This is a genomic window from Acidithiobacillus sp. TH-A36 (genome assembly GCF_057473445.1).
The window spans coordinates 1-6,455 of the sequence record NZ_JBYCKP010000417.1; the positions used below are offsets into that span (position 1 = coordinate 1).

Here is a 6,455-nt window from a genome sequence, read left to right on the forward strand (position 1 = left end):
AATACATGTTTTTTGGCAATCATCATTGTTCTCCCTGAGTTTCGCAGTATGCGTCCGCTTAGAATGCGTAGGTCAACATCACGCGGTTGTAGATGAAATAGCCGGTGTTATTCGGAAGTCCGCCACCATGAGCGACTTCTACCCGATCACGAATGGACAGACCTTTGAGGAAACCCTTGGGGAAGTAAGTCAGATCACCGTAGATATCGTTGGCATAACCTGCCGCCTGGAGATGGTACTGGGCATAAGCCGTCTGGAACAAAAAGCTGTTGTTAAGGAAATGCTGGCTCAGACCAATTTTAAAACCATGACCGGGACCCATTTCCACCAGACCACGAATCATGGACGTGGTATAGAGGGGATCCGTTGCATAACCGACGGTATAGGGCGAAACAATGGCCCCACCACCGATGGCTCCAGGATGATATTCAATTTCATTGTACGCGGCTGTCAGCGCACCTTTGCCGAGAATGGCGTTATCCAGATTATATTTGACGCCACCTTCCACACCCCAGGCAGTGCTGTTGACGCCATTACCCTGGAAGTGATCGATTGCGCCGACACCGGAATTGCTGCTATTCAAACGACTGTTGGCATCCCACTCGCGTACTACTTGACCACCAAGAAACGGGTCCAGCCCCATGCCCGTCTTCAAAGTGTAACTGGCATCGCCGTAGAACATGTTAGTAAAGTTATAGAAGTTGTAATACCAGGCCTGGGCGTTGATACCGTACCTCTTGTAACTCGTACCAAACGCCAAAAGGCCATTGGAAGCTGGCGTACCTGCGGGCAGGTCAGCCGCGCCACCATAAATGGGGTCACCGTCGAAACCAGTGTTGTAATACAGGTTATCGCGGTAATAATCACCTGAGGTGCGACTCTTCCAGCGGAACATCCGCATACCATAAATGTTCCAGCCACAGTAAGGCGTCACTTGCGCAAAAATGCCCTGGTAGGTGGCCGGAATCGCACGGGAGTCGGAGCCATTCACAAAAGGGGTGTTAACTTCCTGGTTACCCGCCCGAATCATCACCACATCGGGAATGGCGTACTGCAGATAAGCCTGACCCAAGGCATTTGTGGAGTCTGCGGTACCCATCAAGGTAGCATCGGGATTAACCCGATTGGCACCCAGACTATTAGCCGTGTAAAAACCTACATCAGCGCTGAAACCCGCTGCAGAGGGCGTATGCACGTTAATGTAGCCACCCAGCGAGAAGGCGCTGAGATTTGTGGCATTCTTTCCAAAGAACCGATCAAAATAGTAAGAACGAATTTGTCCATCCACCTTGCTGTGCATAAAAAAGTCAGCCAGGGTATTTTCTGTGGAACTGGTGTCGGCATGGGCGATAGCAGCAAAGCCACTCAGGGCCGCAAACAGTGCAATGACAACGCGGTTTTTCTTCAACATGTGACCTCCTCGATTTAGGGTTCTTTGCAACACTGTGGGCATAATAACGAGGCTATATGACAAGATGATGACAGTTTTATGAACTTTTTGTGACGTTATTTCTATATGGATATAACGATTATGGCAGAAACGGGTTGAAAGGGGTATCCATCATCATAAAACGGCAGTCGGCCTGGAAGCTTTGCAGCGACTTTGGTCCGCGCCGACTGCCATTTTGAGGATTAAAGCATGTTGCAGGACGCGATGATCGTGGGACAATGCGATCTGGAAACAGCCTGAATCGAGCCTGCCATGCCCATTGAAATTCGCCACCTGCGCACCATCGAAGCTGTCGCCCAGTTTGGCAGTCTGGCTGCCGCAGCCCAACGCCTGCATCTGACCCAGTCCGCCCTGTCCCATCAGCTCCGTGGTCTGGAAGCGGAATTTGGTGTCAACATTCTGGACCGTGAACGGGGCAGCCAGTTGCGCCTCAGCCCTGCCGGTGAAGAATTGCTGGCGGCAGCGCGGGAAGTCCTGCCCCGCGTGCGGCAGTTGCAGGAAGAACTTAAACGTCGGGCGCTGGGCAACAGTGGACGCCTGCGTATTGCCGTGGAATGTCATACCTGTTTTGACTGGCTGACCCCCGCCATGGATCATTTCCGGGAAAACTGGCCGGACGTTGAGATGGACCTGGTGTCCGGTTTTCAACAGGACCCTCTGCCTCTCCTGCAAAGTCATCAGGCTGACCTGACCGTACTGACCGCCCCAGATGCCATGGCCGCAGATATCACCCTGCATCCCCTGTTTGCCTACGAAGTGGTCGCTCTGGTCAATCCTCGCCACGCCCTGGCCAGCAAGCCTTATCTGGAGCCCGCCGACTTTCTGGAAGAAACCCTCATCACCTATCCGGTGGAAGACCGACGTCTGGATTTGTTCCGGGAGTTTCTGCAGCCCGCTGGCATCCAGCCCTGGCGCCGGCGGCATGCCGAACTGACGGTCATCATCCTGCAACTGGTGGCCTCGGGTCAGGGTATAGCCGCTCTCCCTTCCTGGGCGGTGGGGAGCTACGGTGAAAAGGGTTATGTGCGCGCCCTGCCACTGGGTCCTCAAGGTCTTTGGCAGACTTTGCAGGCAGCCACCACGGCTGAGCAGTCGGAACAAGAGCACATGCGCGCCTTTCTGGAGGAAATCCGGGCCAGTGTGGCTGCAAATCTGCTTGGAGTAAAAGATATTCAGGGCGTATGATCTGAGTAAATTCCCTGTCTGACAGAGGGCATCCCCGTGCATACTGATCCCGAACAAAGCGTGATTGTCGATCCCGATCTCATCCGGCGCTACGATCAGGCGGGGCCGCGCTATACCTCTTATCCAACAGCGCCGCACTTCCGCACAGATTTTGACGAGACCGATCTGATCAGGGCACTGCAGGCGTCCAACCATCAAGCCCGGCCACTGTCCCTGTATTTTCACATTCCCTTTTGTGAACACCTCTGTTTTTATTGCGCCTGCACCAAGGTAGTCACCCGTCATCACGAATGGGGCAGTCCTTATGTCGCGCGGCTGGAAAAAGAAATGGCGTTGTATCTCAATCATCTGGATGCCAGCCGTCCGGTAGAGCAACTGCATTTTGGCGGTGGTACTCCCACCTTTTTGCGTCAGAATGATCTGACCACTCTGCTGAACAGTATTCATCGGCATTTTCAGCTCCTGCCCGATGATCGGGGAGAATATGGTATTGAAATCGATCCCCGCGCTCTGGAACCGGGCACCCTCAAGCGCCTCCGGGAATCCGGCTTTAATCGCATCAGTATTGGCGTGCAGGATCTGGATATTGCCGTGCAAAAAGCCGTACATCGGGAACAAAGTCTGGAACTGTTGGCTGAAGTGATGGCCGGGGCAAGGTCCCTGGGTTTTCGCTCCATCAGTCTGGATTTGATTTATGGATTGCCGTTACAAACTCCGGAAAGTTTTGCCCGCACCCTGGAAGCAGTGATTGCCCTCCGCCCCAATCGATTATCGGTATTCAACTACGCCCATCTCCCCGAACGCTTTCCGCCGCAGCGGCGCATCCTGGAAACGGATATTCCCTCTCCCGAAAACAAGCTGCGCATTCTGGCGGAAAGTATCTCAACACTGCAGCAAGCCGGATATGTGTATATCGGCATGGATCATTTCGCCTTACCAGAAGACGAACTGACCCTGGCCCAAAGGGAAGGAAGCCTCTATCGTAATTTCCAGGGTTATTCCACCCATGCGGGAAGTGACCTGCTCGCCTTCGGCATGAGTGCCATTGCCATGGTCGGCCCCAATTACAGCCAGAATATCAAGGATCTGGATACCTGGGGAGAGCTGCTGGATCATGGTCATCTTCCCGTGGAAAAGGGCATACGCCTGAATGAAGAAGACCTGCTGCGCCGGCATATCATCAACCGGCTGACCTGCGATTTTCGCCTGGATTTTGCGGCACTACAGCAGCAATACGGCATCCATTTCAAAACTCATTTTAACGATTGCCTGCCCGCCCTGAAGCAACTGGAAGAGGACGGGCTGATTCAGATGGATGCAGAAAAGCTGCAGGTAACTCCCCAAGGCCGCCTCCTGATACGTCATGTCTGTATGGTTTTTGATGCTTACCTGCCACAAAAGTCGGTCCGTTACTCTCGGGTGATCTGAAGCCAACGTTCCGGATCAAAGCCCAGCACGCCCTGATCACCGCTGATGAGAATGGGGCGACGGATCAGACTGGGCTGCGCCATCAACAAGGCAAAAGCCGTGTCTGCATCCTGGCAGTCACGCGCGGCTTCGGGCAAACGCCGCCAGGTCGTCCCCTTGCGATTCATCAGCGCTTCCCAGCCCCACAGCGTCGCCCAATGCTGCAGGTCTGTCAGGGCCACTCCGGCTTTTTTATAATCATGAAAATTATAAGACCAACCCTGCGCGTTCAACCAGGCAAAAGCTTTTTTCATCGTATCGCAATTGCGAATACCATAAATGGTTATCGTCATATTTTTTCTCTCTTTTTCAGAATCAACACCTTGAAGCTTTCGCCCATTTCCTGAGGGAGGGTCAGGCGTTTGATTTCATTATTCAATGCGAAAAGGGCTGCGACCTCCTGCCCGGCGGCCATCTCTACATACACTTCGGCAAGACCATGCTCCACCAGAAAACGGGCGAGATTTCCGTAAAAATCCACTTCCAGACCAAGCGTTGGCGCAGCATGCAGTAACGCGCTGAAATTCACATGGGCCGTCAGATCACATAATCCCGGCCAATAAAAAGGATCATCCAGCCAGTGCTGGCGATAATAGGCGCGCAAACTGCCCGACTGACGTTGAGGATGATAATACTCTCCCGCCTCATGGCCGTAATCAATCAGTATCAACGCCCCGGACTGCAGGGAGTCCGCCACTTCCCGTAACCAGGCGGTGGCCAGAGGGTGTAATTCAGTACGGTAATGTTCAGGCCACTGCGCCATCAGCGGCAGCAGACCGGGGTCGAGTGCCTCAATGCCATAAGGCTCCGGCATCCAGGCCCATTCCAGCCCTTCTCCATTCCAGCGCACCGCACGCTCCCGCAACACGCCCTGATCATCTGTTTCGACAACCACTACCGGCATGGCATCCAACACCTCATTGGCCAGCATGACGCCGCGCCAGTGCGCGGGTAGCTGCTGCACATGATTGACTGAGGGAAGCATTGCCCGTTGCTGTGCCTGCAGATCGGGGCTGAGTTCCAGCACCGTGTAAGGGATCATCGGCAGGCATTGCTGAATTTGTTGCGCCAGAAAGCCACGGCCTGCGCCAAATTCAAGGATACCGTCACTGCGCGCATCCGTTTGTAGCAACAGGGCCAGCACCCGTGCCAACACCCTGCCCAGCAGCGAACCCATCTCCGGAGCGGTCACAAAATCGCCGTCGGCACCCAGACGGTTTTGCCCCGCCATGTAATATCCCAAACCGGGGGTATACAGCGCCATCTCCATGTAGCGGCGAAAGGAAATGACACCCCCTGCCGCCTGAATTTCAGCACGAATCCGCTCCAGCAAAAGCGCCGAATGCGCTTGCGCAGCAGCATCCGGAACCGGCAGGCTGGCCTTGCGCCCTCCCTGGGAATGGGTTAAAAAATCGGGACGCTCTGCGCGCATGGAATCCTCTTGAAAGCTACCGAAAAAGTTGTTCTGATCACTGGCGCCGCCCGCAGGGTGGGGGCCGCCATCGCCCAGCAACTGGCCGCCGAAGGCTGCCAGCTGGTCCTGCATTATAAGCGATCCCGCAGTGATGCCGAAGCCCTGGCCGCCGAACTGCGCCATCAATACCGTACAGAGTGCCTGCTGATCGCCGGGGATCTGGCCGCCGTGGATTTCCCCGCCCAGCTCATTGCCGCCAGCGTGACGCATTTCGGCCGCCTGGATGGTCTCGTCAATAACGCCTCCATTTATCAGTCCAGCCCTTTTGCGCACATCACGCCTGAGGACTGGCAGCGAATGGAGGCCATTCATTTGCGTGCGCCCCTGTTCCTGACCCAGGCAGCAGCCCCCCATTTACGCCGCAGTCACGGAGCCGTAGTCAACATCGGTGACATTCATGGCGAGATTCCCCTGCGCTCTTATTTGCCTTACAGCGTCACTAAAGCGGGTCTACTGGCGCTGACCCGCTCCCTGGCCAAAGAACTCGGTCCGGATATTCGCGTCAACAGTGTTTCTCCCGGCGTAGTGCTCTGGGCAGAAAATCATGACCCTCCGGATGGAGATAAACAGGCACTGCTGGAGCGCAACGCCCTGAAGCGGATAGGGAATCCTCAGGATATTGCCTCGGCGGTGGCTTATCTGCTTTTTGACGCCCAATATACCACCGGCCATAACCTCGTCGTCGATGGCGGGCGCATGTTATATTGATTCCATGAATAGCAAAGCCCCCATCCGCTTTTACAGCGAAGAAGAACTGGTTGCTCTGGAAGAGCAGGACCCGCTGGCCGCAGCCAAAATTGCCCATGCCCAGGCCATGGCCGCCCGTGGACTGGACCGTCAGAAGCGTTATGGTCCGGATGACCCCCTGCCCGACCCCGA

6 protein-coding genes are annotated in these 6,455 nt (G+C 55.1%); 3 read left to right on the top strand and 3 right to left on the bottom strand.

Going from position 1 to position 6,455, the window contains the following annotated elements:
• Positions 1-58: 58 nt before the first annotated feature.
• Entirely contained in the window at positions 59-1,411 is a 1,353-nt protein-coding gene (locus tag AC2VLY_RS10955; RefSeq protein ID WP_193650399.1) for an OprD family outer membrane porin, read from the bottom strand.
• Between the two features lie 291 nt (positions 1,412-1,702).
• Here AC2VLY_RS10955 and AC2VLY_RS10960 point away from each other — a divergent pair, with 291 nt between their 5' ends.
• A complete protein-coding gene (locus AC2VLY_RS10960) occupies positions 1,703-2,635 on the top strand; it encodes a LysR family transcriptional regulator (RefSeq protein ID WP_193650398.1) in 933 nt (310 codons plus the stop codon).
• Positions 2,636-2,671: 36 nt separating this feature from the next.
• Positions 2,672-4,063: an oxygen-independent coproporphyrinogen III oxidase gene (hemN, locus tag AC2VLY_RS10965; protein WP_486922269.1), complete on the top strand. Its 1,392-nt coding sequence runs from the start codon at positions 2,672-2,674 to the stop codon at positions 4,061-4,063.
• Here the strand turns inward: hemN and AC2VLY_RS10970 are convergent.
• Both AC2VLY_RS10970 and AC2VLY_RS10975 read right to left on the bottom strand, forming a co-directional pair.
• Positions 4,045-4,395 carry a Spx/MgsR family RNA polymerase-binding regulatory protein gene (locus tag AC2VLY_RS10970; protein WP_193650396.1) on the bottom strand — a complete coding sequence of 117 codons (351 nt, stop codon included), beginning with the start codon at positions 4,393-4,395 and terminating at the stop codon, positions 4,045-4,047. The genes hemN and AC2VLY_RS10970 overlap by 19 nt on opposite strands.
• The gene (locus tag AC2VLY_RS10975) at positions 4,392-5,534 is read right to left on the bottom strand and encodes a class I SAM-dependent methyltransferase (RefSeq protein ID WP_486922270.1); all 1,143 of its coding nucleotides are present in this window, start codon (positions 5,532-5,534) and stop codon (positions 4,392-4,394) included. Before AC2VLY_RS10975 ends, AC2VLY_RS10970 begins: the two co-directional genes overlap by 4 nt.
• A 9-nt stretch (positions 5,535-5,543) precedes the next feature.
• Here AC2VLY_RS10975 and AC2VLY_RS10980 point away from each other — a divergent pair, with 9 nt between their 5' ends.
• Positions 5,544-6,284, top strand: a complete 741-nt coding sequence (locus tag AC2VLY_RS10980; protein ID WP_486892608.1) for a pteridine reductase — start codon at positions 5,544-5,546, stop codon at positions 6,282-6,284.
• The last annotated feature ends 171 nt before the right edge of the window (positions 6,285-6,455 follow it).